Consider the following 22,431-nt stretch of genomic DNA (forward strand, 5'->3'; position numbering starts at 1 on the left):
GCTATGGAAAAGTATAATGAAAATTTAAACTGGCGTTATGCCACAAAAAAGTTTGACCCTGAACAAAAGCTAAGTAAAGATCAGGTAGAAACCTTATTGGAAAGCATTCAGTTATCAGCATCTTCTTACGGACTTCAGCCTTATGAAGTGTTTGTAATAGAGGACGAAGACATTCGGAAAAAGCTTAAAGCTGCTTCCTGGGATCAGCCTCAAATCACAGATGCTTCTCACCTGCTGGTTTTCGCAAATCTTACGGAGATCAATGAGGACTATGTAAACTCATATTTGAAGAACATCAGCAAAACCCGCAAACTCGATCTTGAAAAGCTGAAAGGTCTTGAGGATATGCTTAAAAATACGGTGCTTCAGTTCTCTCAGGAAGAAAAAAGTATTTGGGCTGCCAATCAGGCTTATATCGCCTTAGGAAATTTCCTTTCCGCAGCTGCAAGTCAGAAAATTGACACCTGCCCAATGGAAGGTTTCGATGCCGCTAAATATGATGAAATTCTTGGCTTAAAAGACAAAGGACTTACCACAGCGGTAATTGCCACAATGGGCTTTAGAAGCGAAGAAGACCAGGCCCAGCACGCAACCAAAGTCAGGAAAAACAAAGAAGAATTATTTCACTTAATTTAATATAAACTTTAAAAATAAAAATTGTTATGAAAAAGAATCTTTTAAAAGGAGCCGTGGCTTCAGCGATTGTTCTAGCCACTGTTGCATTTACAAATGTAAAGAAACAGATAGATGTAAAGTCTAGTGAAGTTACCTGGACCGGTGAAAAAGTTACCGGATCTCACGAAGGAACCATCGAGTTCAAAGACGGCTATCTTAGCGTTGATGATGACAAGATCCTTGGGGGTGAATTCATTATCGATATGACTTCCATCAATGTTACCGACCTTGAAGGAGACAACAAGGCTAAACTTGAAGGCCACCTGAAGTCTGATGATTTCTTTGGGGTAGCAAATCACCCAACTTCGAAATTAGTCATTACAAGCGCTTCAAAAAAGTCAGGTAATACTTACGGAGTTGTTGGAGATCTTACTATAAAAGGCAAAACTAATCCAGTCACTTTCGATTTAGTTTGGGATGGGGATACAGCCACTGCAGACCTTAGCATAGACCGTACAAAGTATGATGTGCGTTACGGTTCAGGAAGCTTCTTCGATAACCTTGGAGACAAAACCATCTATGATAATTTCGATCTTGAAGTAGAACTGAAATTCTAATTTAATTTTGATTACCATAAAACCCCGTTTTAAATTTAAAGCGGGGTTTTATTTTTAAAAAATGTTTGTTTATTGAACTTTCGTTTCTATCTTTGAAGCAAATGAAAAACAGAATAGCAAATACCTGGTGGTGGTTTAATTTACGTCAAAACGTCGTGAAGTAACACTGCTATAGTATATAATCATACAAAAGGCTTGTCTCACGACAAGCCTTTTTTTATTCAAAAAATTCAAAATGAAATATAAACTAAATACCACCTACAAGAAACTGCTTGCCGACACGATCACCCCGGTAAGCGTTTACCTGAAATTAAGGGACAGGTATCCCAACAGCCTCTTGCTGGAAAGTAGTGATTATCACGCCAGTGACAACAGCTTCTCTTATATTTGCTGCAATCCCATTGCTTCTATTAAAGTACAAAATGAAAAGGTGGTCGAAGTATTTCCTGATGGAAGTGAAACTTCAACCAGTATCACTCCGGAGGTGAATATTCCCGAAAAAATTCAGGAGTTTTCTCAAAAATTCCAGGCTGAAGATTCCAGTTTCAAGTTTATCAACAATGGACTTTTCGGTTATATCGCTTATGACGGGGTAAGGTATTTTGAGGACCTGGAAATTACCAAAAGAAATGGCGACCTGGAACTTCCCGATATGTACTATGCGGTTTACCAGAATATCATCGCCATCAACCACTTTAATAACGAAGCCTATATTTTTGATCACAGCTTTGATACCGAAAGTAAAATCCGGGAAATTGAGCAGCTCATTAAGGTCAAGAATTTTGCAACCTATAACTTCCATCGCCAGGATGACCCGGTCTCCAATCTTAGCGATGAAGAGTTTAAGGAGAACGTGAGGCTGGGAAAAAAACATTGTTTCAGGGGTGATGTTTTCCAAATGGTGCTTTCCAGAAGATTTTCTCAAAAGTTCAAGGGAGATGAGTTCAATGTATATCGAGCGCTTAGAAATGTGAACCCTTCCCCCTATTTATTCTATTTTGATTACGGAGATTTTAAGATCTTCGGAAGTTCTCCTGAAGCACAACTGGTGGTGAAAGACGGTCGTGCCGAAATTCACCCGATAGCCGGAACATTTAAAAGAACCGGAAATGATGAGCAGGACGCCGAATTGGCAAAAAAACTGGCCGCCGATGAGAAGGAAAATGCTGAGCACGTAATGCTGGTAGATCTTGCCCGAAATGACCTTAGCCGCCACGGCAATGAAGTTAAGGTTGAGACCTACAAAGAAATACAGTTCTTCTCCCACGTGATCCACCTTGTGAGCAAGGTAACCGGAAAGAAAGATGAAAACACGCCAACGATGCAGGTGGTTGCCGACACCTTCCCGGCAGGAACCCTTAGCGGTGCCCCAAAACATTCTGCGATGAAACTCATTGAAAAATATGAGAATGTGAACAGGGATGCTTATGGAGGCGCGATCGGGTTTATGGATTTTGAAGGAAACTTTAACCACGCGATCATCATTCGCTCTTTTGTAAGTAAAAATCACCAGTTACATTACCAGGCCGGCGCCGGAGTGGTCTCAGAGTCGGTTGAAGAGAACGAATTACAGGAAGTGTATAACAAACTTGGAGCCTTAACCAAAGCTCTTGAAATAGCTGAAGATATTTAAGATGAAAAAGATATTAGTGATAGATAATTACGACTCCTTTGTATATAATCTGGTGCATTACCTGGAAGACCTGGATTGCAGGGTTACCGTAAGAAGAAACGATCAGCTGGAGCTGGAAGATGTGGAAGATTTCGACAAGATTCTCCTTTCTCCGGGCCCGGGAATTCCGGAAGAAGCAGGCCTGTTAAAGCCTATTATCGAAAAATATGCAGCAACAAAAAGCATACTTGGTGTTTGCCTTGGTCAGCAGGCCATAGGAGAAGTTTTTGGCGGGAAACTGGGCAACCTGGAATCGGTTTACCACGGGGTGGCCACCAATATTGAATTATGTGTAGACGATGAACCTCTTTTCAAAGACCTGCCGAAGCAAATGAAAGTAGGCCGTTATCACTCCTGGGTAGTATTGAAAGACCTGCCCGATGCTCTGGAAGTGACTTCCTACGATGAAAACGGACAGATAATGTCTTTACGCCACAGGGAATATGATGTAAGAGGAGTGCAATTCCACCCGGAATCCGTATTGACACCTGAAGGAAAAAAAATGATAGAGAACTGGGTGAACAGTTAGATTTCACAAGCAACTTATCCTGAAAATATCTTCAGGACAACCAAAACAATAACATTTATCACCCGAATTCAGTCTTAAGAAAATGAAAGAATTACTCAACAGATTAATAAATCACGAAACCATCAGTAAAGAGGAAGCCAAACAGGTGCTTTTCAATATTTCTGGCGGAGAATATAACGAGAGTCAGATCGCGGCATTCCTTACGGTCTATATGATGCGCAGTATTACCATTCAGGAACTGGAAGGCTTTCGCGATGCATTGCTGGAATTATGCGTACCGGTAGATCTTAGTGCTTATAACCCCATTGACCTTTGCGGAACAGGAGGCGACGGCAAGAACACTTTTAATATTTCCACTACTTCCTCTTTCGTAACTGCAGGTGCTGGAGTCAATGTCGCAAAACACGGGAATTACGGAGTTTCTTCGGTTAGCGGAAGCTCTAATGTAATGGAGTTCCTCGGAATAAAATTTACCAGCGATGCAGATTTTCTCGAAAAATGTATCGCCGAAGCAGGTATCTGTATTTTGCACGCTCCCCTCTTCCACCCCGCGATGAAGAATGTTGCCCCGGTCAGGAAATCCCTTGCGGTAAAGACCTTTTTCAATATGCTTGGCCCAATGGTGAATCCTGCATTTCCAAAGAATCAGCTCGTGGGTGTTTTCAACCTGGAACTGGCGCGAATGTATGGTTACCTTTATCAGAATACCGACAAGAATTTCACGATCTTACACGCACTTGACGGTTACGATGAGATCTCCCTTACTGATAACACTAAAACCATTTCAAACAATTCTGAAGGAATGCTGAGCCCGGAAGATTTTGGTGTGAACAAATTAAATGCAGAAGAGATTGCAGGCGGTGGCTCTATTGAAAGCTCGGCTGAAATTCTTGTAAATATCCTGGAAGGAAAGGGAAGCGATGCCCAGAGCAATGTGGTATGTGCCAATGCCGGAATGGCCATCGCAACCGCAAAAGACCTTAGTCCACAGGAAGGATTTGAAGCTGCCAAAGAAGCGATAAGTTCCGGCAAAGCCTTAAAGGCCCTTAGAAAATTACAGGAACTAAGTAAATAACCACAACTCCGCATAAAATTGAGTAATGAACATCTTAGATAAAATAATAGCTGATAAGCGCCGGGAAGTGGAATTGAAAAAATCACTTATCCCTGTTTCCCAGCTGGAAAAATCGGTTCTTTTTGAGCGAACCAGCATTTCCCTTGCAGAATTGCTAAGGAAAAGTGATACCGGCATCATAGCCGAGCATAAAAGAAGATCTCCTTCTAAATCGGTGATCAACCAGGACCTCAACGTTCAGGATGTAGCCAAAGGATATGAAGAGGCCGGAGTTTCCGGAATGTCAGTTCTCACCGATGGCAAGTATTTTGGAGGGTCCCTTGAAGATCTGCTATACGCCAGGGCTTCGGTTGAAATTCCTTTACTAAGAAAGGAATTCATTATCGATGAATATCAGCTTTTAGAGGCTAAAGCCTACGGCGCCGACGTAATTTTACTTATCGCCGCCGTACTTGACCGGAAACAGATCAAGACTCTTTCTGAGTTTGCGAAAAACCTGGGGCTGGATGTGTTACTGGAGGTTCATAACGAAGAAGAGCTGGAAAAATCGATTATGTCCAGTCTGGATATGCTTGGGGTAAACAACCGGAATTTAAAAACCTTTGAGGTAAGTACCGATACCAGCAAGGAGCTTTCTGAAAAGATCCCTTCAGACTTTGTGAAGGTCTCTGAAAGCGGGATCAGCTCGGTAGAAGTCATAAAAGACCTTAAGAATTATGGATTTGAAGGATTTTTGATCGGTGAGAATTTTATGAAAACCGAAGATCCCGGTGCCAGTGCAAAAGAATTTATCAAAAAACTGAAGGCTTAAATGATATGAGTGATATCAAATTGAAAATCTGCGGAATGAAGCATCCTGAAAATATCCGGGAAGTTGCCGAATTACATCCTGATTATATGGGCTTCATATTCTATGAAAAAACCCCGCGGTTCTTTGATTCCGAAATCCCTGAAATTCCGGACGGCATAAAGAAAACCGGAGTCTTTGTCAATGCCGGTGTCGCCTTTATCCTTGAGAAAATAAAGGACCATCAGCTGGAGGCTGTTCAGTTACACGGGGATGAAAGCGCAGTGTTCTGCGGGGAGTTAAAGACCCTGTTCAAAGGAACGGATATAGAGATCATCAAGGTGTTTTCAGTAAAAGATGATTTTGATTTTAAAAAACTTGAGCCTTATGAAAGGATCGTGGATTTCTTTCTCTTTGATACCAAGGGAAAGAACAAAGGCGGGAACGGCATCAGTTTTAACTGGGAATTGCTAAAGGACTATCCATCTGCCACCCCATTCTTTTTAAGCGGGGGAATAGGATTGGAAGAGACTCCTGAAATTGAAGAATTAGCCGGTTATTTTCAGCAACAGGGAAAAGAAAACCTGATCTATGCCGTGGATGTGAACAGCCGATTTGAATCCCAGCCCGGGCTTAAAGAAGCAGAGAAATTGAAAAAGTTTAAAAGTAATATGAGGTTATTCTAAAGTCTCCAAGAGAGTCCGGAATAATTTCAAACAAGTAAAGAAAAGATTATGAGCTATCAGGCGAACGAAAAAGGATACTACGGTGAATTTGGAGGGGCTTTCATCCCCGAAATGCTGTATCCCAATGTGGAGGAGTTGCGGTCGCAATACCTCGATATTATGAAAGAAGAATCCTTTCAGAAGGAATTCAAACAGCTTTTGAAGGATTATGTCGGGCGGCCCACTCCGCTCTATTATGCGGAACGCTTCAGCAAAAAGTACAATACTAAAATTTACCTGAAACGCGAAGATCTTTGCCATACAGGTGCCCATAAGGTGAACAATACGGTTGGCCAGATCCTGATGGCTAAGCGCCTTGGCAAGAACAGGATCATCGCCGAGACCGGTGCGGGCCAGCACGGGGTGGCAACGGCAACGGTTTGCGCACTTATGGGAATCGAGTGCATCGTTTATATGGGCGAGATCGATATTGAGCGTCAGGCTCCCAATGTGGCGCGTATGAAAATGTTAGGCGCCAAGGTAGTTCCCGCAAAATCTGGCAGCCGGACCCTTAAAGATGCCACAAACGAAGCCATTAGAGACTGGATAAATAATCCGCTGGATACGCACTACATCATAGGTTCTGTGGTAGGACCTCATCCTTATCCAGATATGGTAGCCAGGTTCCAATCGGTGATCTCTGAAGAGATCAAAGTTCAGCTAAAGGAAAAGGAGAACAGGGAAAACCCTGACTATGTTGTAGCCTGTGTAGGAGGCGGAAGCAATGCCGCAGGAGCCTATTTCCACTATCTTGACAATCCGGAGGTGGGGATAATTGCCGTGGAAGCTGCAGGTAAGGGAATTAACAGTGGCGAAAGTGCCGCAACCTCAGCTTTGGGAAAAGAAGGGATTATTCACGGAAGTAAAACCTTATTGATGCAAACCGATGACGGACAGATCACGGAGCCTTATTCTATTTCAGCCGGGCTGGATTACCCGGGTGTAGGCCCAATGCACGCGAATCTTTTCAGAAGCGGTCGCGGAGAATTCATTTCCATAACCGATAAAGACGCGATGGATGCCGGGCTTGAACTGGCCAAACTGGAAGGCATCATCCCTGCCATAGAAACCTCTCACGCCCTTGCCATTTTTGAAGACCGAAAATTCAAAGAAGATGATGTGGTAGTAGTCAACCTTTCGGGACGTGGAGACAAGGACCTTCAAACCTATATCGATTATTTCAACCTGTAAGACCTCCTTGACAGTAAATATCAAAAACAGCAACAAAATGAACCGAATAAATAAGAAACTACAGGAAGACAAAAAGCTTCTTTCCATATATTTTACCGCTGGTTACCCTGAAACAGAAGACACTGTTTCCATTATTCAGGACCTTGAGAAAAGCGGGGTCGATTTTATAGAGATCGGGCTGCCCTTCAGCGATCCTTTAGCCGACGGGCCCACAATTCAGAAGAGTTCCACTGAAGCCCTTAAGAAAGGAATGACCACGGCCAAGCTTTTTGAACAGCTTGAAGGCATAAGAGGTTCCGTCGAGATTCCCCTTATCATTATGGGCTATTTTAATCCCATACTTCAGTTCGGGGTGGAGAAATTCTGCCGGAAATGTGAAGAATTGGGTATTGACGGGCTGATCATCCCCGACCTTCCCGTTGATGTATACCACGAAGAATACAAGGAAATTTTTGAAAAGCACGGTTTAAGAAACATCTTTCTGATTACCCCGCAGACTTCGGAAGAACGCATCAGGTACATTGATTCGGTTTCCGGCGGCTTCATCTATATGGTAAGCACAGCAAGCGTGACCGGTTCCACCAGCGGGTTTGGAGAAGAAACCAGAAAATATTTCAAAAGAGTGGGCGATATGAACCTTAAGAATCCGCAGGTAGTAGGCTTTGGGATAAGTGATAAAGAAAGTTTTGACCAGGCCACGGAATATGCAAAAGGAGCCATTATCGGGAGTGCTTTTATCAAACACCTCAACAAGAATGGGAAGGAAAAAATCACCGAATTCGTGCAAACTGTTAAGGGTCTTTAACCTAATTCTAACAAGGCTTTAGCAGCATCTTTAAGAATGTGTCCTTATCTTAGAGTAAATCTAAAAACTTAGAATTATGGGAGGACCAATTGAAGACAGACATAAAGAAAGAAAAGATAAAGACGGAAACCCTTTAAACGAGATCGGAAAAAGGGATAAAGACACTAATAAGGTCGATATCGATGAGAAGACCATTAAAGATCAACAGAACAAAAAGTAAGCTATGGGAAAAGGAGATAAAAAGACCAAACGCGGAAAAACTGCCATCGGCACCTATGGAAAGCTGAGGCCAAAGCGTAAAAAGTTTAAGATCAAACCTACAACCGTAGCCGAGCAGTCTAAGAAAGAACTGGAGTAAGTAGGCTAAAAAAACTCCTTGTACTGAAGGATCCTGAAGTCAATAGTATTGAATTCAGGATCCTTTTGTTTTAGATACTTATACAGTTCCATACTGCCTATTGCCCTGTTAGCAGATCCGGAAGGTGCCGTTAATGAAACCGTATTTATCAGCCTTCCCTCAAGGACGAACTGGTGAATTCTCGGAACTTCATTCGAAATTACTTTCAGGCGGATATCACTTTCAATTTGTTTAAGATGTTTCCTGAAGAAATACTCCGGCCCGTTCTTACTGTTCCCACCGGTGAATAACAGGGTATCTATTTTTGGATTTTCCCGGAGTATCCCGATCATATTCCGCAATTCTACTTGCTGCATCCCAAGATCAGAGGCGTCTACCTTGTCCCTGCGGCTGCTTTCCACCATATCACAAATCCCTATTCCTCTGTTTCGCAGAAAATCCTTGCGTTGCTTTATTGCTTCCTCTGAGGTTTCAAATTTAAGATCAAGATCAAAGATCCTGTCCAAGACAACCCAGAGTAGTCCGTCACGGCTTCCGTAGCAGAAATTCACATCTCCCTCCTTGAACTCTCCCCTGGTAAAACGGGGCGGCGGCAATGTACCGACGATCAGTTTCGTGGCATTTTCAGGGATGAAAGGCTGATATGGATGCGTGTGGTGAAAGATATAGCGTTGATTTAATTAAACAGGAAGATTATCTTATGAATACAGGCTCGTTCTTTTTTTTGGTATGCTCCTCGCTGAAACGGTAACCATCATAGTCAAAACCTTTAACATCTTCCAGCGTCTTTGCATCTTTATCTATGATGTAACGTACCATTGAGCCTCTGGCCTTCTTAGCGAAAAAACTGATGATCTTCAGCTTCCCGTTCTTGAAATCCTTAAATACCGGTGAGACCACAGGAACTTTCAGGTGTTTTTTATCTACTGCTTTAAAGTATTCGTTGCTGGCAAGGTTGAGGAATAATTCATCCTCTTCCAGTTCATCGTTCAAGTAATCTGTGACTTTCTTTTGCCAAACCTCATAAAGATCTTTTTTTCTTTCAATCCCCACAGAAGTCCCCATCTCCAGTCGATACGGCTGGATAAGATCCAAGGGTCTTAAAATACCGTAAAGGCCGGAAAGTATACGCAGTGTATCCTGTAACCGGTCCAGTTTATCGGTTGGGATGGTATAAGAATCCAGACCGGTATACACATCGCCATTGAAGGCGTACATCGCCGGACGGGAGTTCTTTTTTGTATGTTCCTCTTCAAATTCCTGGTAACGCGTATAATTGAGATCAGCAAGTTTATCGCTGATACTCATTAAATCTGCAATTTCGGCCTTGGTCATTCGGGCCATTTTGCGATTCAGCTTAGCAGTAGTTTCCAGGAAAGCGGGCTGTGTGCCACGACTGGTAGGTAGTTTTGATTCATAATCCAGGCTCTTGGCCGGGGAAACAACGATCTTCATTGGGTTTGAATTTTCTACCAAATATAAGTCTTAAGCCCATAAAAGAAAAAAGACCTTTAATTACTTATTTATAAAGCAATAGAAAGGTCTTATATATTTCAGAAGCAAAAATATTACAATACTTCCTTTTGATTTTTAGCATAGCTTCGCCATTTCTCAATGCAGGCCTGTATATCTTCAGGAATCTCGGTATCAAAGCTCAACCATTCACCTGTTGTGGGATGCTCAAAACCAAGGGTTTTTGCGTGAAGCGCCTGCCGCGGAAGGATCTTGAAACAATTCTCCACAAACTGCTTGTACTTGGTAAAGGTTGTTCCCTTCAGGATCCTTTCGCCTCCATAACGCTCATCATTAAAAAGGGTATGGCCAATATGCTTCATATGAACCCTTATCTGGTGAGTTCTTCCGGTTTCCAGCTTACAGGACACCAGGGTTACATAGCCAAAACGCTCCAGCACCTTGTAATGTGTTACCGCAGGTTTCCCTTTCACTTCATCTTCCCCTTCATAAACGGTATTCTGAAGTCTGTTCTTCGGATGCCTTCCTATATTGCCTTCAATCCTGCCTTCATCTTCTTCTACATTTCCCCATACAAGAGCCACATATTCCCGCTCACTGGTCTTATCGAAGAACTGTTTTGAGAGGTGTGACATCGCCTCTTCGGTTTTGGCAACCACAAGCAAACCACTAGTCTCCTTGTCTATTCTATGTACCAGCCCGGGCCTGTCACTGCTGTTATTGGGCAGGTTCTCAAAATGATACACCAGCGCGTTGATCAGGGTCCCGCTGTAATTACCGTGGCCGGGATGCACAACCATCCCTGCGGGTTTATTCACCACAAGCAGAACATCATCTTCATAAACTATATCCAGAGGTATATTCTCGGGAGTCAAAAGGAATTCATAAGGCGGATGTTCGAACATCACCTGTACCACATCGCCAGCCTTCACTTTGTAATTCGACTTTACGGGAACTTCATTCACGTAAATATTCCCGCTTTTTGCGGCTTTCTGTATCTTATTACGGGTAGCGTTCTCGATGTAGTTCATCAGGTACTTATCTACCCGAAGCGGATTTTGTCCTCTTTCAGCTATAAACTTATGATGCTCATATAGCTCATCATCCTGTTCCTCAATCTCGTTATTCTCGTCTTCCGGCTTGATCATTATAATTCTATTTCGTCTGCAGGAGATTCCTCCTCATTATCATCATCCAGATCTCCATTATATCTGCCTGAACCATCTCCCAGTACAAGGTCAATCTTCGAGGTTTTCATCAATTTGTCACCGGGTTTCAGTTCTTTTCCTTTATGTCTTAACTCCAGCACCGCATCTTCTGCAATGTCCGGTTTGTAAGTAATATCGCCAATTTCGAAGCCCAGGGATCTCAGGGTAGGTTCAGCCTGCCTGCGTGTTCTTCTTATAAGGTCCGGGATCACGACCTTTCTGTATCCTGAAGGGTTCAGCGTTAAATAGATCTTACGTTCTTCTTTCACGAACTGGCCGGCTCTTGGCACCTGCTCGATCACCGAATATCTTGGATAATCCGGGTTGAAGTTTGCAGAATCCAATATTTCATACCTCAGGTCTAGCTCCTCCAACTTTCCGTCTACAACATCTAAAGAGGCCTTAGACAGGTCCGGTACTTCAATCCGCTGATCCTGGTTGGTAGAATAATCCAGCCACTGCATAGCGAAAAAAGCAATGATCACTACTGCAATAGCCGCTAAAACCAATTGAATAAGAAAAGTTTTACTAAATATAAATCGTATTAATCCCATAGATTTGTTTATAAGACGCAAAGATATAAAACCCCGAGGTTTTGGTTGCACCCGTTATTAGTGATATTTTTGTTTAACGCATATATAATACCATATATTGAATATGAAGAAAAAAATCGCCATTGCAATGGGCGGCTATTCCAGTGAATACCGCATTTCTATCAACAGCGGAAATATGGTCTACAAGCACCTTAACCGCGATCTTTATGAACCCTACAGAGTTCATATTTTGCAGAACGAATGGTTTGTAGTGGCCGATGATGATACTCCATACCCGATAAATAAAAGCAATTTCACGGTAAATATAGGCGGAAAGACCATCAGTTTTGATTGTGTCTTTAATACCATTCACGGAACTCCCGGTGAGAACGGGCTTCTCCAGGCTTACCTTGAACTGATAGGAATTCCGCAAACCTCCTGCGATTATTACCAGGCAGCCCTTACCTTCAATAAAAGAGACCTTATTAGCGTACTGAAACCCTACGGAATCAAGTCTGCAACCAATTACTACCTCAATAAGGAAGATGAGATAGATACCCAGGCCATAATCGATAAAGTTGGGCTTCCCTGTTTTGTAAAAGCAAATCGCGCAGGGAGCAGCTTTGGAGTTACCAAGGTTAAAACCGAAGAAGAGCTGATCCCGGCAACAAAGATTGCCTTTAAGGAAGATGATGAACTGATCATCGAATCCTTTCTGGACGGGACCGAGGTTTCTGTCGGAGTGGTAAACTATAAAAATGAAGTCCTCGCGCTACCGGTTACCGAGATCATTTCAGAAAATGAATTCTTTGACTATGAAGCCAAGTATCTTGGAAAATCACAGGAGATAACACCGGCAAGGATTTCGGAAGAACAAACGCAAAAGGTGCAGGAGATCTCCAAGTTCATATTCAGAAAGCTGAAGCTTCGCGGGCTGACCAGGTCTGAATTCATCTTCCATAATGACGAGCCTTATTTTATTGAGATCAACACCAATCCCGGCTTAAGCCAGGCAAGTATTTTACCTCAGCAAGCCGAAAAAGCAGGAATCGCGCTGAGCGATCTTTACGGAAGCGCGATCGAGGCTGCTTTAAAATAGATAGCATTTAATATCTTTATAAAACACATTCAAAATCAAAAAGATGAAAAAAGCAGTATTTCCTGGATCTTACGACCCACTCACCCTGGGCCACACCGACATCATTGAACGAGGATTGCCGCTTTTTGATGAGATCATTCTTGCCATAGGCACCAATTCCAGCAAGAAGTATATGTTCTCTCTTGAAGAAAGACTGAATTTTTTAAAGCAAACGTATAAGGATGAGCCTAAGATAAAGGTGATGACCTACGAAGGCCTGACGGTAAATTTCTGTAAGGAACAAAATGCGGAATTCATCTTACGCGGACTCAGAAACGGGCAGGACCTGGAATTCGAGAAAGCCATAGGACAGACCAATTATAAAATGTCAGGCATAGAAACGGTTTTCTTTATTGCTTCTTCCGGCAAGGAGCATATCTCTTCTACCGTGGTACGTGACGTGATTCGCCACGGCGGAAATTATGAATTTATGGTCCCCGATGTGGTTAGGGGTTAGGAATTAATTCCGCTTCCGGTCAAATTTCAGAAAAGATAATCAAGGCTTAATCCCGCAAAATAATTTCTGGGGTTGCCCGGGTAATAATATCGCGGCTCAGCACCACCAAAACCAACGGCATTAGTGAGCACACTGGCTGCATAATGTTCATCGAAAAGATTATTGATCCCGGCATTTATTTTCAATTTAAGATCATCAATTAGCGCAATCTCATACACGGCTTTTATGTTCACGAGGCTGTAGCCTTCTGAGTAAACCGAATTCGAATCATTAAGCGGGATCTCACTTACATTGCGAAAACTGCTGTGAAAACTCAACCCGAAATCGCTCTCCACATCAAGGCCTAAATTGAGTACCGATTTTGGCACTCCCGGCAATTCATTTCCTGAATTGTCCACCCCTTCATTTACGAACTCATCAAATTCGAAGAAGTTCAGGGAAGTGTTTAGGTAAGGCTGCAACGAAATGGACTCTGACAATTCAAAATTATAATTCAGCAGAAATTCGACCCCGTTATGATCGGTCTGCCCTGCATTAACGCCTACATACTGGTCTTCTCCTACCCTTTGGGCCACCAGCAGATTTTCGATCTGTATCGAATAAAGAGCAAATTCGGTATAGAGCCTGTTTTCAAGCCAGTTTCCTTTGAAACCGATCTCGTAATTAACTCCCGCTTCCGGCTGAAGGGAAGTATTTATAAGCCCCTCAGGAGTCAGGGTTTCGGCGACCGTAGGAGTCGAAAATCCGTGACTAACCGAGGCGTAAATATTTTTTCCCGGGCTTAGCTCATAGGTTGTGGCCAGCCTTGGTGAGAAAATTGTCTTAAAGCGGTAATCACCGGATTGGTCTGTTTCATCCTGATCATAAAGATCGGTCAGACTGTACGCGGTGGTATTTATGTTAAAACCGGCCTCCAAATTCCATTTTCGGGAAAACTCAAGGTTAAACTGGACGAAGAAATTCGCGTATTCCCTGTCCTGTTCATTTTTACTTAAGGGCTCTCCCTGAACACTCCCGGCATTCCCTGGTTCTTCATATAAATTTTCAAAAGTCCCTGTTTCGTACCATTCGCGGTAAGCTTCAGCCCCAAAACTCAATTCTGATGGCAGTTGAATAAAATTCGTTTTCAAATTGAATTTAGTCCTCGCTCCTGCAGAAGTCCTTTCTTCTTCCAGGATATTGAAAGGCCGCGGCTCATAAGCATCTCTGAAGCTCATAAAAACAGAACTAATGTTGCTGAATTTATCCGAAAAATGATATTGATTGGAGACCCCAAGCATTCCGCGATCATAAGATTCGTATCCCCTGGCATCTGCCCAGTTTTGAGCTGCTGCTTCAGGGTCATTCAAAAAATCTGATTGATTAAGCGAACTAGGGATGTAGGCTTTTAACCGGGTAAAATTAACCAAAAATGAAAGTTGATTTTTTTCCGATATTTTCAGTCTGCCATTCATCAGGAAGGATTTCCTTTCATAATCGGAATTTTCCCGGTATCCATCGGTAGTCAGGTTTGAGTAATTAGCAAAAAAAGAGGCTTTCTTATTGCTGAAAGAAGCCTTTGCGGTCTGTTTTCTCATTCCAAAACTTCCAAAATCTGAAGAAACCCCAGCCCGGATTCCTTCATTTTGCGGTTCGGCTGAATAGAGGTTTATGGAACCGCCCAACCCCGCACCATATATACTTGAGGTTGGGCCTTTGATCACCTCAATTCGCTCCAGGCTCTCCCGGTCTATATCATCCAGGGTAAGTTCCCCTTCGGCAGTAGTAAGCGGTATTCCGTCAAAATAGGCCTGTATCCGGTTAGTGCTGTATTGCGAGCGGGCACCAATCCCGCGAATATTGATCTTATTGGTGTTCAGAGCTCCCTGGTTCACATATACTCCGGAAACATTATTAAAAACCTGCACGAGATTGGCTGCGTCGCTTCTTTCCATATCCCTTGCAGAGATCACCCCTACCGCGGCAGGAGTTTTCTGAAGATCATTTGGAATTACCGCACTTCGAACCACCACTTCCGACAGGCTTTCCATTATTTTCTGTAAATAAATTTTAACCGGCCCCTCTCCTGAAGCGAACCTGACTTTACGAACCTTATATCCTGAAGCGGAAACTTCCAGTTCTACAGGGAATTCTTCGATTTTCAATTCAAAACGTCCTTCCGCATTTGTTTCGGTTGAAATTCCCTTCTCGAAAACCCTGATTAATGCGAAGGTCACTGGCTTTGAGTCCTTTTCGTTCAGAACTATACCTTCAAAGTTCTGAGTAAAGGAATTGACAGAGAAAAGAAGAAAAAAGATGAAAAAATTGGCTTTTAGAAAAAACTTCATTTAATAGAATTGGATTCGGGCTTAAAAATAGTCTTAAATTTGATGAGAGAAAAAGCCTCTTAGCAAAAGACCTGTTATTTAGGCCTCTCACCGTCTTTTTTTGGTGACTTTAGCGGTTTTAAGTATGTTTACCGCTCAATAGGTGTCTTTTATGAAAAAATTAACATTAGCGGCATTTTGCCTGGCCCTACTGGCATCCTGCGATTTCTCGAAATATGCCCTGGTCGAGGAATATGATTTTGAAACTCGTTTTGAAAAATCGGGCGGAAAAGAAACGGCAGCCTATCACGAAGTGATCTCCTATTACACCGATCTTGCCGAGGCTTACCCCAGCATCAGCCTGGAGGAATTCGGAAAAACAGACAGCGGAGAACCTTTACATCTTGCTGTTTACAGCCCCGATGGTGACTTCGATTTTGAAAAATTAAGAAAAGACAAAAGCATACTGCTTATCAACAACGGGATACACCCCGGGGAAAGTGACGGGATAGATGCCACGATGATGCTCTTTAGAGATCTTGCCGGCGACTCTATTAAAACACCCAAAAACACTATTATCGCAACAATCCCGATATACAATATCGGCGGGGCCCTTAACAGGAACTCCACCTCCAGGACCAATCAAAATGGCCCAATGGAATATGGCTTTAGGGGAAATGCCAGAAATTATGACCTCAACCGGGATTTCATAAAGGCTGACACCCGAAACACCAGGAGTTTTTATGAAATCTTTCATCACGTAAACCCCGATGTTTTTATCGATACCCACGTGAGCAACGGCGCCGATTATCAATACACCCTTACCCACCTCTTTACCCAGCACAACAAACTCGGCGGGGAATTAGGCGAATACCTGGATGAGAAAATGATGCCGGCGCTTGAAGACTCCCTTAAACGCAAGAAACTTGACATTACTCCTTACGTGAATGTATTCAATGAGGTCCCGGAAAAGGGATTTTCACAATTTCTTGATCTGCCAAGGTACTCCACCGGGTACACAAGTCTTTGGAACACCCTGGGGATGATGGTTGAAACCCATATGCTGAAGCCTTATAAGCAGAGGGTGAACGGGACATATGAACTAATTCGGTCTATGATCAATATTACAGATATAGAATCTTCCAGAATAAAAGATATACGGGAAAGAGAGCGGCGAAAGTATCTGACAGATCGCTGGTATCCCATAAACTATGAGCCGGATATGGAGAATCCGTCAAAGCGTCAGTTCAAGGGGTACGAAGGGGAAATGATAGCCAGTGAAGTTACCGGCAAACAAAGGCTGAAATATGACAGAAACAAGCCGTTCACCAAAGAGATAAATTATTACGATAATTTTAAAGCCACTGAAGAGATCGAGATCCCAAGGGCCTATGTAATCCCCCAGGGATGGTGGAACATCATTGACCTTCTTGAACTCAATAAGATCAAAATGCAGCCTCTCAAACAGGACACTACATTTTTGGTAGAGGTCTACCAAATAGAAGACCTCAAAACCGGTGACAAAGCTTTTGAAGGACATTACCCCCACAGTGAAGTTAAAGTGAGTAAAACCACCGATTCCATAAAATTCAGAAAAGGAGATATGCTGGTTAAGACCTTCCAGGATGGCGCGAGATATCTTATTGAAACCCTGGAACCAACAGCACCCGACTCCTTTTTCAAATGGAACTTCTTCGATTCTGTACTCCAACAAAAAGAGGGCTTTTCACCTTATGTTTTTGAAGATATTGCAAAAGAAATGCTGGAGACGAATGACGGTCTAAAACAAGAATTTGAAATGAAGAAACGAAATGATCCGGAATTCTCTAATGACTGGTATGCGCAACTGGACTGGCTGCACAAGAAATCTAAACATTACGAAGCAGCACATTTACGCTACCCAATCTTCAGACTTCCGCGCTAAAAGTTTCTCCGGAAACAGCATTTTGATATTAGCATACGACTTGGTAAGTGCCTTCCGGGTTTTTTCAGGGTTCTTCCATACGGCCTTTTCAATTCCTTCAGTGATCTCCGGTCTTAATTCACCTTCATAAGAGGTCTTCATCTCATACCAATGGGTCACCTTAAGCCTGAACTTCCCTTTTCTTTTAAAAATATGATAGGTTTTTCTTAGAAAGTGAGTCACTTCAAGCCCTTCAACTCCGGTTTCTTCTTCCACCTCTCTAACAGCCGAAGACTCTATGGTCTCATCTTTTTCGGTCTTTCCTTTAGGCAGGTCCCAGCGTTTATTTCTGTAGATAAATAAAATCTCTCCGGCCTCGTTATACACCAGGCCTCCGGCAGCCGTCACCACCTTTATTTTTTTAAAGAGCAGCTTCAGCAGCTTATTTTCATCTGGGTGATAAAGATTAACATACATAATTGTGCCCTTGTTAATTCTTTTAATCAACCTTTTCAGCTTCACGCTTTTCAGAGGAAAAGTTGTGTAATTTTCCCCAAAATCTTTCTGAGTAGATAGAATTATGGGAATATCATTTACAAAAACTTTATACATTTGCATTATGATTTTAAACAAAGAAACAGCAAGAACTACTGCTGAACTGTTATTGCAAATTAAAGCAATAAAATTGGAACCACAAGACCCCTTCACATGGGCAAGTGGCTGGAAGTCGCCAATTTACTGCGACAACAGGATCGTACTTTCTTATCCGCCAATAAGAAACTTTATAAGGGAGCATTTCGCGAAACAGATCGAGGAGATCTACGGGAAACCAGATGTTATTGCGGCGGTTGCCACCGGAGCCATAGGGATCGGGATGCTCGTGGCCGAGTATCTTAGTCTTCCCTTTATCTATGTAAGGCCCGAACCAAAAAGCCACGGCCGTAAGAACCAGATCGAAGGAAACCTCGAAGAGGGCCAAACCGTTGTGGTGATAGAAGACCTTATTAGTACCGGAAAAAGCAGTCTTAATGCAGTAAAAGCCCTTAAAGAAGCGGGAGCCAATGTTAAAGGTATGCTTGCCATTTTTACATACGGCTTCAAAACATCTGAAGAAAACTTTAAGGAAGCCGGAGTAGAATATCACACCCTAAGCAATTACGACCACCTGATAGAAACTGCACACCGCACAAATTATATAAATGCTTCTGAAGCCGAAATCCTTAAGGAATGGAGTCAGGACCCCAGTAATTGGAATGTAAAAATATGAATTTAGAAAGTCCTAAAGTAACCGCTGACAAGAGTCAGCAGGAAATGTTCGATTTTTTGACCAATGTTGAAAATTACGAACAATTAATGCCCGAAAGCAAAGAGAAATTTGAAGTAGTCTCCCAGGACGCTTTTCTCTTTGGCCTTAAGGGAATGCCAGAAATTAAATTAAAGATTAAAGATACAGATGAGCCCAACCTTGTTGTTCTGGGTTCCACTTCAGATAAGTTCCCCTTTGCATTAAGCATACACATAGATCCTGCAGGAGATGGTAAAAGCGAAACTCAGCTTTTCTTCAGCGGAAAATTCAATGCGATGATGAGTATGATGATCAAAGGACCATTACAGAAATTTATTGACAGTCTGGCCGCAAATGTCGGAAAAATGTAAATGATCAAGCCTCACTAAAGTGGGGCTTTTTTAAGTCATCAACTTTACTTCTTTCAGGTCGAAGGTTTTAAAAACCGAATCTTCAATTTCCATATTCAGTCTTCCTGTAGTAGTTACCCCACGAATTATACCTGTAAAATATCTCCCGTCAGGCAGCTGAAAAGTAGACACCTTGTTACGCCTAAACATATTTGTTGCATACTCCTCCAGCACTTCGGTTTGTCTCTCTTCAGAAAGAGTGGATAATTTCAGCTCGATCTCTGCCAAAATATCCTGAAGCAGTTGATTCAGCTTAAAACTGCGGCCCGTGACCAATTTGAGAGAGGCTGCCTGGGGTAATCCTTCAAAAGTTTCCTGATTCACATTGAGCCCTACCCCTATTACCGAGGCTTCAATTTTGTCATTCTTAAGTATATTTTCGATAAGGATTCCGCTTATCTTAAATCTCCCTGACATTATGTCGTTGGGCCACTTCACCTTAAGTTTCGGGATATTATACTTTATCAACACCTTGAGAATACAAACTGAAACCGTTGCACTTAGTAAAAATTGCTGATTTATGCCTATATTAAGCTTTGGATATAAGATGCTAAATGTTAGGTTCTCACCTGCATTAGAGACCCAGCGTGCACCGCGCTGACCTTTACCTTTGGTTTGCTCTTTAGCCACCACGCAGCTCGGTTCAAATTTCGAATTGCCACGGTAAAGGTTCCTGGCAAATTCATTGGTAGAATTGATGGCATTAACTTTGATTATACGCATATTAAAAGAGAAGCATATAAAGCGTTTAAATGTTATGTTAACAGGGTCTCTATAAGACTAAAAAGTAATAACTTTGCGTAAAGAAATAAATTTAATGGCAAAAAAAGAAACGAACAGCGATCAACTTATTGCACATATTATCAAAGGAATTGAGGAAGTAAAGGGAAATGACATTGACATCCTTGACCTTAGAGACATAGAAAACACAGTTTGTGATTATTTTATAATCTGCAACGGAACTTCCAACACGCAGGTAAACGCCATAGTTAATTCCATCCAAAAAACAGTAAGTAAGGCTCTTAAAGACAAGCCCTGGCATATTGAAGGAAGCGATAATGCCGAGTGGGTTTTAATGGACTATGTAAATGTGGTAGTACACGTTTTTCAAAAACACATCAGAGAGTTTTACGACATCGAGAGTCTGTGGGGTGATGCTAAGATCACATCCATAGAAACCAATTATTAAAAAATTTATTAAGTACAATTAAGAATGGCGAAACAAACATCGAATAAAAATACTGACCCCAAAAAACCTAAATTTAGCGCATACTGGATCTACGCAGCCATTATCATAATATTTTTAGGCATCAACTTCTTTGGCGGAGGCGGATTTACCGAACCGTCCCAGACCAACCCGGCTGAATTCAAAGAATTCTTAAGGGATGGTGATGTTAAAAAAGTGGAGATCATAAACCGAAGACTTGCCAAAGTCTATCTTACCGAAGAAGCTAAAAACAAAGAAATTCACAGTAAGTCTAAAGACCCTGAGATCTTTTCTACGGGGGACTCTCCCGCATACAGCTTCGAGTTTGGGGACCTTCAAAACCTTGAGAACGACATCAAGGAAATCAAAAAGGAAAATAACCTGAATACCGTTGTTACCTATGAGACCCAGAACAATGTTTGGGGAGATATATTCATCACCCTGCTTCCGTTTGTTCTGATTATCGGTATCTGGATCTTCATTATGCGAAAGATGAGCTCCGGAGGCGGCGGAGGTGCCGGAGGACAGATCTTCAATATCGGAAAATCCAAAGCAAAGCTTTTTGACCAGAATACAGACGTGAAAACATCTTTTAAAGATGTAGCCGGGCTCGAAGGAGCCAAAGAGGAGGTACAGGAAATTGTAGACTTCCTTAAAAACCCTGAAAAATACACCTCTCTTGGTGGTAAGATCCCTAAAGGAGCGCTGCTTGTAGGACCTCCAGGGACAGGTAAGACATTATTGGCAAAAGCCGTTGCCGGTGAAGCCAAGGTACCTTTCTTCTCTCTGTCAGGTTCAGACTTTGTAGAAATGTTTGTAGGAGTTGGTGCTTCCAGGGTAAGAGACCTCTTTAAACAGGCAAAAGAAAAGTCGCCTTCCATTATCTTTATTGATGAGATCGATGCGATTGGACGTGCCAGAGGAAAGAGCAACTTTTCGGGCTCTAACGATGAACGTGAGAACACCCTAAACCAGTTACTTACAGAAATGGATGGTTTTGGAACCAACACCAATGTTATTGTTGTTGCTGCCACCAACCGTGCCGATGTACTTGATAAAGCCCTGATGCGTGCCGGACGTTTTGACCGACAGATCTATGTTGACCTTCCGGACCTTAGGGAAAGAAAAGAAATATTTGAAGTTCACCTTAAGCCGCTTAAAAAGGTGGCAGATGAACTTGATACTGAATTCCTAGCTAAACAAACTCCCGGATTCTCCGGAGCAGATATAGCCAATGTTTGTAACGAGGCGGCACTTATTGCCGCAAGAAAAGGAAATACTGCGGTAGGAAAGCAGGACTTCCTTGATGCCGTAGACAGAATTGTTGGCGGACTAGAGAAGAAAAACAAGATCATTACGCCAGATGAGAAAAAGGCAATTGCCTTCCACGAAGCCGGTCACGCTACCGTTAGCTGGATGCTGGAGCACGCTGCTCCACTGGTTAAGGTAACTATTGTACCAAGGGGACAGTCCTTGGGTGCGGCCTGGTATTTACCGGAAGAACGACTTATTGTAAGACCTGAACAGATGCTGGATGAAATGTGTGCCGCGCTTGGTGGACGTGCTGCTGAAAAAGTGATCTTTGATAAGATCTCTACAGGAGCTCTTAGTGACCTTGAAAAGGTTACCAAGCAAGCTAAGGCTATGGTTACCATTTATGGTCTTAATGACGCTGTAGGGAACCTTACCTATTATGATTCTTCGGGACAGAGCGAATACAACTTCACCAAACCTTATAGTGAGAAAACCTCTGAACTCATAGATAAAGAAATCTCTAACTTAATAGAAAGTCAATACCAAAGAGCTGTTGACCTTTTAAGTCACCACAAAGACAAGCTTACGCAACTTGCAGAAATACTTCTGGACAAGGAAGTGATCTTTAAAGATGACCTTGAAAAGATCTTCGGAAAAAGGCCTTTTGAAAAAGAAGAACCTCTGAACAACAAGGATAAATCTGAAGAAAAAACCATTCCTGTAGAGAGTAAGGATGTTACTTCGGAAGAAGAGAACGAAGAGAACAGTCTGCCTGAAAACGATTCGGTTAATAAATAACCTTGCAACCTCTTGTAAAAAATCTTAATTTGACCTAAGGTTAAATTAAGATTTTTTACCTTTGGTTAAAATGACATTTAGAACC

The 22,431-nt window shown here is 42.4% G+C and carries 25 protein-coding genes; 18 read left to right on the plus strand and 7 right to left on the minus strand.

Annotated features, from left to right (window positions below; translation table 11 throughout):
• The first annotated feature begins 3 nt into the window (after window positions 1-3).
• From ACFQ3Q_RS12905 to ACFQ3Q_RS12955, 11 genes are all read left to right on the plus strand, one after another.
• The gene (locus ACFQ3Q_RS12905; RefSeq protein ID WP_380746499.1) at window positions 4-636 is read left to right on the plus strand and encodes an NAD(P)H-dependent oxidoreductase; all 633 of its coding nucleotides are present in this window, start codon (window positions 4-6) and stop codon (window positions 634-636) included.
• Between the two features lie 26 nt (window positions 637-662).
• Complete coding sequence (locus tag ACFQ3Q_RS12910; protein ID WP_380746501.1) at window positions 663-1,232, plus strand: YceI family protein; 570 nt, start codon at window positions 663-665, stop codon at window positions 1,230-1,232.
• 235 nt (window positions 1,233-1,467) lie between these two features.
• A complete protein-coding gene (locus tag ACFQ3Q_RS12915) occupies window positions 1,468-2,865 on the plus strand; it encodes an anthranilate synthase component I family protein (RefSeq protein ID WP_380746503.1) in 1,398 nt (465 codons plus the stop codon).
• A gap of 1 nt (window position 2,866) precedes the next feature.
• Window positions 2,867-3,433: an anthranilate synthase component II gene (locus ACFQ3Q_RS12920; RefSeq protein ID WP_380746505.1), complete on the plus strand. Its 567-nt coding sequence runs from the start codon at window positions 2,867-2,869 to the stop codon at window positions 3,431-3,433.
• Window positions 3,434-3,515: 82 nt separating this feature from the next.
• Window positions 3,516-4,508 (plus strand): anthranilate phosphoribosyltransferase, encoded by a 993-nt coding sequence (trpD, locus tag ACFQ3Q_RS12925; RefSeq protein WP_380746507.1) that lies wholly within the window; start codon window positions 3,516-3,518, stop codon window positions 4,506-4,508.
• A 25-nt stretch (window positions 4,509-4,533) separates the two neighbouring features.
• Window positions 4,534-5,319, plus strand: a complete 786-nt coding sequence (gene trpC, locus ACFQ3Q_RS12930; RefSeq protein ID WP_380746509.1) for an indole-3-glycerol phosphate synthase TrpC — start codon at window positions 4,534-4,536, stop codon at window positions 5,317-5,319.
• A 5-nt stretch (window positions 5,320-5,324) separates the two neighbouring features.
• Window positions 5,325-5,981, plus strand: coding sequence for a phosphoribosylanthranilate isomerase (locus ACFQ3Q_RS12935; protein ID WP_380746511.1), 657 nt, complete (start codon window positions 5,325-5,327; stop codon window positions 5,979-5,981).
• Between the two features lie 48 nt (window positions 5,982-6,029).
• Window positions 6,030-7,211 carry a tryptophan synthase subunit beta gene (gene trpB / locus ACFQ3Q_RS12940; RefSeq protein WP_380746513.1) on the plus strand — a complete coding sequence of 394 codons (1,182 nt, stop codon included), beginning with the start codon at window positions 6,030-6,032 and terminating at the stop codon, window positions 7,209-7,211.
• Window positions 7,212-7,248: 37 nt separating this feature from the next.
• Entirely contained in the window at window positions 7,249-8,016 is a 768-nt protein-coding gene (trpA, locus tag ACFQ3Q_RS12945) for a tryptophan synthase subunit alpha (protein ID WP_380746514.1), read from the plus strand.
• Between the two features lie 76 nt (window positions 8,017-8,092).
• A complete protein-coding gene (locus ACFQ3Q_RS12950) occupies window positions 8,093-8,236 on the plus strand; it encodes a hypothetical protein (RefSeq protein ID WP_380746516.1) in 144 nt (47 codons plus the stop codon).
• A 3-nt stretch (window positions 8,237-8,239) separates the two neighbouring features.
• Window positions 8,240-8,374 carry a 30S ribosomal protein THX gene (locus tag ACFQ3Q_RS12955; protein WP_380746518.1) on the plus strand — a complete coding sequence of 45 codons (135 nt, stop codon included), beginning with the start codon at window positions 8,240-8,242 and terminating at the stop codon, window positions 8,372-8,374.
• Window positions 8,375-8,379: 5 nt separating this feature from the next.
• On the opposite strand, the gene ACFQ3Q_RS12960 is transcribed toward ACFQ3Q_RS12955, so the two are convergent.
• The 4 genes from ACFQ3Q_RS12960 to ACFQ3Q_RS12975 all read right to left on the minus strand — a co-directional run bounded on the left by ACFQ3Q_RS12960 (window position 8,380) and on the right by ACFQ3Q_RS12975 (window position 11,609).
• Entirely contained in the window at window positions 8,380-9,039 is a 660-nt protein-coding gene (locus tag ACFQ3Q_RS12960) for a uracil-DNA glycosylase family protein (protein WP_380746913.1), read from the minus strand.
• 28 nt (window positions 9,040-9,067) lie between these two features.
• On the minus strand, window positions 9,068-9,829 hold the full coding sequence (gene yaaA / locus ACFQ3Q_RS12965) for a peroxide stress protein YaaA (protein ID WP_380746519.1): 762 nt from the start codon (window positions 9,827-9,829) through the stop codon (window positions 9,068-9,070).
• A 113-nt stretch (window positions 9,830-9,942) separates the two neighbouring features.
• Entirely contained in the window at window positions 9,943-10,995 is a 1,053-nt protein-coding gene (locus ACFQ3Q_RS12970; protein WP_380746521.1) for an RluA family pseudouridine synthase, read from the minus strand.
• Entirely contained in the window at window positions 10,995-11,609 is a 615-nt protein-coding gene (locus ACFQ3Q_RS12975) for a PASTA domain-containing protein (RefSeq protein ID WP_380746522.1), read from the minus strand. The genes ACFQ3Q_RS12970 and ACFQ3Q_RS12975 overlap by 1 nt, the downstream gene beginning before the upstream one ends.
• A gap of 103 nt (window positions 11,610-11,712) precedes the next feature.
• Here ACFQ3Q_RS12975 and ACFQ3Q_RS12980 point away from each other — a divergent pair, with 103 nt between their 5' ends.
• Together ACFQ3Q_RS12980 and coaD are read left to right on the plus strand one after the other, a co-directional pair.
• Complete coding sequence (locus tag ACFQ3Q_RS12980) at window positions 11,713-12,687, plus strand: D-alanine--D-alanine ligase (RefSeq protein WP_380746523.1); 975 nt, start codon at window positions 11,713-11,715, stop codon at window positions 12,685-12,687.
• A gap of 43 nt (window positions 12,688-12,730) precedes the next feature.
• Complete coding sequence (gene coaD, locus ACFQ3Q_RS12985) at window positions 12,731-13,183, plus strand: pantetheine-phosphate adenylyltransferase (RefSeq protein ID WP_380746524.1); 453 nt, start codon at window positions 12,731-12,733, stop codon at window positions 13,181-13,183.
• Between the two features lie 26 nt (window positions 13,184-13,209).
• On the opposite strand, the gene ACFQ3Q_RS12990 is transcribed toward coaD, so the two are convergent.
• A complete protein-coding gene (locus ACFQ3Q_RS12990) occupies window positions 13,210-15,510 on the minus strand; it encodes a TonB-dependent receptor domain-containing protein (protein ID WP_380746526.1) in 2,301 nt (766 codons plus the stop codon).
• Between the two features lie 151 nt (window positions 15,511-15,661).
• On the opposite strand from ACFQ3Q_RS12990, the gene ACFQ3Q_RS12995 reads away from it, so the two are divergent.
• On the plus strand, window positions 15,662-17,413 hold the full coding sequence (locus ACFQ3Q_RS12995; protein ID WP_380746528.1) for a M14 family metallopeptidase: 1,752 nt from the start codon (window positions 15,662-15,664) through the stop codon (window positions 17,411-17,413).
• On the opposite strand, the gene ACFQ3Q_RS13000 is transcribed toward ACFQ3Q_RS12995, so the two are convergent.
• Entirely contained in the window at window positions 17,381-18,004 is a 624-nt protein-coding gene (locus ACFQ3Q_RS13000; protein ID WP_380746530.1) for an NUDIX hydrolase, read from the minus strand. The two genes, ACFQ3Q_RS12995 and ACFQ3Q_RS13000, sit on opposite strands and share 33 nt — an antisense overlap.
• Before the next feature lie 7 nt (window positions 18,005-18,011).
• On the opposite strand from ACFQ3Q_RS13000, the gene pyrE reads away from it, so the two are divergent.
• Together pyrE and ACFQ3Q_RS13010 are read left to right on the plus strand one after the other, a co-directional pair.
• Window positions 18,012-18,659, plus strand: coding sequence for an orotate phosphoribosyltransferase (pyrE, locus tag ACFQ3Q_RS13005; RefSeq protein ID WP_380746532.1), 648 nt, complete (start codon window positions 18,012-18,014; stop codon window positions 18,657-18,659).
• Window positions 18,656-19,048 carry an SRPBCC family protein gene (locus ACFQ3Q_RS13010; RefSeq protein ID WP_380746534.1) on the plus strand — a complete coding sequence of 131 codons (393 nt, stop codon included), beginning with the start codon at window positions 18,656-18,658 and terminating at the stop codon, window positions 19,046-19,048. Before pyrE ends, ACFQ3Q_RS13010 begins: the two co-directional genes overlap by 4 nt.
• 30 nt (window positions 19,049-19,078) lie before the next feature.
• Here ACFQ3Q_RS13010 and ACFQ3Q_RS13015 read toward each other — a convergent pair whose 3' ends face one another.
• A complete protein-coding gene (locus ACFQ3Q_RS13015; protein ID WP_380746536.1) occupies window positions 19,079-19,810 on the minus strand; it encodes a biotin--[acetyl-CoA-carboxylase] ligase in 732 nt (243 codons plus the stop codon).
• Window positions 19,811-19,904: 94 nt separating this feature from the next.
• Between ACFQ3Q_RS13015 and rsfS the strand changes: the two genes are divergently transcribed.
• Window positions 19,905-20,276 carry a ribosome silencing factor gene (rsfS, locus tag ACFQ3Q_RS13020; RefSeq protein ID WP_380746538.1) on the plus strand — a complete coding sequence of 124 codons (372 nt, stop codon included), beginning with the start codon at window positions 19,905-19,907 and terminating at the stop codon, window positions 20,274-20,276.
• A gap of 24 nt (window positions 20,277-20,300) precedes the next feature.
• Window positions 20,301-22,346, plus strand: a complete 2,046-nt coding sequence (gene ftsH, locus ACFQ3Q_RS13025) for an ATP-dependent zinc metalloprotease FtsH (protein WP_380746540.1) — start codon at window positions 20,301-20,303, stop codon at window positions 22,344-22,346.
• Window positions 22,347-22,431: the final 85 nt, after the last annotated feature.

This window comes from Salegentibacter chungangensis, assembly GCF_042678405.1.
In the GTDB taxonomy this organism is placed as follows: domain Bacteria; phylum Bacteroidota; class Bacteroidia; order Flavobacteriales; family Flavobacteriaceae; genus Salegentibacter_A; species Salegentibacter_A chungangensis.

Coding starts and splice junctions, on each gene's coding strand:
- ACFQ3Q_RS13000 (WP_380746530.1), bottom strand. CDS start 18,004: ATGTATAAAGTTTTTGTAAATGATATTCCCATAATTCTATCTACTCAG.
- ACFQ3Q_RS12910 (WP_380746501.1), top strand. CDS start 663: ATGAAAAAGAATCTTTTAAAAGGAGCCGTGGCTTCAGCGATTGTTCTA.
- coaD (WP_380746524.1), top strand. CDS start 12,731: ATGAAAAAAGCAGTATTTCCTGGATCTTACGACCCACTCACCCTGGGC.
- ACFQ3Q_RS13015 (WP_380746536.1), bottom strand. CDS start 19,810: ATGCGTATAATCAAAGTTAATGCCATCAATTCTACCAATGAATTTGCC.
- ACFQ3Q_RS12970 (WP_380746521.1), bottom strand. CDS start 10,995: ATGATCAAGCCGGAAGACGAGAATAACGAGATTGAGGAACAGGATGAT.
- ftsH (WP_380746540.1), top strand. CDS start 20,301: ATGGCGAAACAAACATCGAATAAAAATACTGACCCCAAAAAACCTAAA.
- ACFQ3Q_RS12905 (WP_380746499.1), top strand. CDS start 4: ATGGAAAAGTATAATGAAAATTTAAACTGGCGTTATGCCACAAAAAAG.
- ACFQ3Q_RS13010 (WP_380746534.1), top strand. CDS start 18,656: ATGAATTTAGAAAGTCCTAAAGTAACCGCTGACAAGAGTCAGCAGGAA.
- ACFQ3Q_RS12975 (WP_380746522.1), bottom strand. CDS start 11,609: ATGGGATTAATACGATTTATATTTAGTAAAACTTTTCTTATTCAATTG.
- rsfS (WP_380746538.1), top strand. CDS start 19,905: ATGGCAAAAAAAGAAACGAACAGCGATCAACTTATTGCACATATTATC.
- trpB (WP_380746513.1), top strand. CDS start 6,030: ATGAGCTATCAGGCGAACGAAAAAGGATACTACGGTGAATTTGGAGGG.
- yaaA (WP_380746519.1), bottom strand. CDS start 9,829: ATGAAGATCGTTGTTTCCCCGGCCAAGAGCCTGGATTATGAATCAAAA.
- ACFQ3Q_RS12950 (WP_380746516.1), top strand. CDS start 8,093: ATGGGAGGACCAATTGAAGACAGACATAAAGAAAGAAAAGATAAAGAC.
- ACFQ3Q_RS12915 (WP_380746503.1), top strand. CDS start 1,468: ATGAAATATAAACTAAATACCACCTACAAGAAACTGCTTGCCGACACG.
- ACFQ3Q_RS12980 (WP_380746523.1), top strand. CDS start 11,713: ATGAAGAAAAAAATCGCCATTGCAATGGGCGGCTATTCCAGTGAATAC.
- ACFQ3Q_RS12990 (WP_380746526.1), bottom strand. CDS start 15,510: ATGAAGTTTTTTCTAAAAGCCAATTTTTTCATCTTTTTTCTTCTTTTC.
- ACFQ3Q_RS12935 (WP_380746511.1), top strand. CDS start 5,325: ATGAGTGATATCAAATTGAAAATCTGCGGAATGAAGCATCCTGAAAAT.
- trpC (WP_380746509.1), top strand. CDS start 4,534: ATGAACATCTTAGATAAAATAATAGCTGATAAGCGCCGGGAAGTGGAA.
- trpD (WP_380746507.1), top strand. CDS start 3,516: ATGAAAGAATTACTCAACAGATTAATAAATCACGAAACCATCAGTAAA.
- pyrE (WP_380746532.1), top strand. CDS start 18,012: ATGATTTTAAACAAAGAAACAGCAAGAACTACTGCTGAACTGTTATTG.
- ACFQ3Q_RS12995 (WP_380746528.1), top strand. CDS start 15,662: ATGAAAAAATTAACATTAGCGGCATTTTGCCTGGCCCTACTGGCATCC.
- ACFQ3Q_RS12920 (WP_380746505.1), top strand. CDS start 2,867: ATGAAAAAGATATTAGTGATAGATAATTACGACTCCTTTGTATATAAT.
- trpA (WP_380746514.1), top strand. CDS start 7,249: ATGAACCGAATAAATAAGAAACTACAGGAAGACAAAAAGCTTCTTTCC.
- ACFQ3Q_RS12955 (WP_380746518.1), top strand. CDS start 8,240: ATGGGAAAAGGAGATAAAAAGACCAAACGCGGAAAAACTGCCATCGGC.